Raw genomic sequence first — 2,457 nt, forward strand, 5'->3', positions numbered from 1 at the left:
CTTTTTGATGGTTGATGCTGGTTTTGTCATGTGAGATACCTCTGGTTGAGAGTTTACTCACTTAGCAGCGTGTCCACTATTGATGGGTAAGATCACTCAGCCAATAAACAGATATCGACAGAGCGCTTACTGACATCAATACCGACGTAGTACATGATCTATTCTCCTTTCACCGAAACCATCACGCCCGTTTCACTTGTAAATACAGAGTCGATGCTCTAGGTAACCGTTCAATGTTTATGCTGGCGTGAAAGATGAAACAGAGGGCTTTAACTCAGTCACAAAGTTTATCTTTAATGTTCCCTTTGAAGCTCACTCTGTTTTGTAGGGTGATAGCTAATCACCACATCATAAAGGATACAAGTTCCCTCTAAGTGATCTACTATTTTGCGAAGTTATTTAGTTATGTACCTTAATTGAATTAAAATAAAAAAATAAAAAAATAAAAAAATAAAAAAATTAATTAATTTAGCGTTTAACTCTATTTATTTGGATATTGTCAATATTTGATTTTAATGAAAGAATTTATTCATATGATTGCTTATGCGCATTTTTGTGGTAGGCCTGAATTACTAGAATCGTTCAACCGACAGATTAGCAACTTGACCATGTGTTATTGACCTTGAAAATGGGACTGCCCTTATTTTAACAAGGAGATAAAAATATGAAATTATTGACATCCTACGAGCGTGTGACTTTGAATCAAAGCACGGCCTTATTGATGACAGTATTTACACTATCTACCATTGCCTTGCCCCAAATGGCCCACGCTGCGTGTACGGATACAGGAACAGGTACCTATCTTTGTGAAAATACCAACACCGCCGGTATCACCATCAGCGGTACGGATATTGCCGTTCAAACGGCGCCAAGTTTCAGTGTCAACGAATCCGGAACGACTGATCCCGCGTTGAGTCTCATCGGCTCAGGCTCAATTAGCTTTACCGATATTCATGCCTCACCCCTTATCACCAGTGGGGCGTATTCGTTAAAAACCCTGAATGATACTTCCGCTCCCGGGTTATCGACGACTACTCTGATTAAAACTAATGGGACGGTTAACAACGGTATTTGGGTCGAGAATAGGAGGGGGGCAGAGTCGACGATTCTAGTCAATATTACGGGTGTTTTATCCGGTGGAGCGAATGGTAATGCGGCTATTTACCTTGCCGCTTCTGCCGAGGGCGATAGTTCAATCACCTTGAGCTCTGGTGCTATTTCAGCCAATACAGGTATCCAAAGCCATAATTTGTCACATCGTGGTATGGCAAATACCTATATGACTCTAACTGATGATATTAACGTTGACTCTACGGGTGTTTCTATTAATAACTCCGGATATAACGGTTCTAGTATTGTTAATTTTAATTCAAAAAATATTATCGCTGAGTCCGATGGTCTTAATATCCATAATAGCAATAATAATGGTGATGTACTAACCGATATTGAGGTCGATGGTGATATTAGGATCAACGCGGGGACGGGGGGCAATCTAAACACGTTCGGGAGTCACGGCACGTCAAGCCTTAAGTTTCGGGCCAACAATATCATTGGCGGCAACCGTGGCTTGAGTATTGAAAATGGTGGCGACAATGATACGCTAACGGATATTGCACTGATGGGGGATATCACAGCTTCTTCTGGGTACGGCATGATGTACAATTCTCGTTCAAATGAAGCGGATATCAAAACATATATCTCATTGAACAACGTGATGGCTATGTACGGAGGGATTTCCGTAGATTTGGGTAATCGGATGGGGGATGTATTGTTCAATCTCAACGTGTCGGGAAGTATTGACACGGAAATGGGATATGGAATGAATATGTTCAATAGCGTTTATTGGGGTGATGCCAAGACGTCGATCACATTGAATAACGTGACTGCATTATCTGACGGCCTCTATTTTAATACCAATGCGATCAGAGGGAATGTGCTATTTAATCTCGATGTGTCAGGGAATATTGAGTCGGAAAATAGCGCTGGACTTATATTGTACAGTAACGCCTCTAACGGCAACTCAGTTTTATCTCTCAAAGTTCACAATATCATTGCGTACTATGCTGGACTTTATATCAATAATTCTGGTGATTCCGGTCAAGTCGTTACCACGGTGACGGTCACCGGTGATATTACGGCCAATTTGGACCACGGGGTTATTACCGAAACCACGGCATCTCTAGGCGATGCGACTGCCATCATCAATGTCAATAATGCGAGGTCGACTGTCAAAGGGGTACGTATGGACACGTATGCTAATACTGGCCTATCAACAACTGACCTGACTGTCGCTGGCCAGATTAGCGGTGCGAAAGGGATTGTCCTGAAAGGAAGTGCCGATAATGGCAGTGCAATTATCACTGCGGATGTTAATCAGGTCGCTACCGATAATAACGCTGTCCATATATCGAGCTACCTCTTTAGCGGAGATACTGGCCTGTCCACTATCGATGCGAT

At 42.2% G+C, this 2,457-nt stretch carries 1 pseudogene; it reads left to right on the top strand.

Annotated elements, in window-relative coordinates:
* Positions 1–664: 664 nt before the first annotated feature.
* Positions 665–2,457 (top strand): annotated as a pseudogene (locus YWE_RS0120760) (hypothetical protein); the annotation flags it as partial.

Source organism: Budvicia aquatica DSM 5075 = ATCC 35567, from assembly GCF_000427805.1.
GTDB lineage: Bacteria > Pseudomonadota > Gammaproteobacteria > Enterobacterales > Enterobacteriaceae > Budvicia > Budvicia aquatica.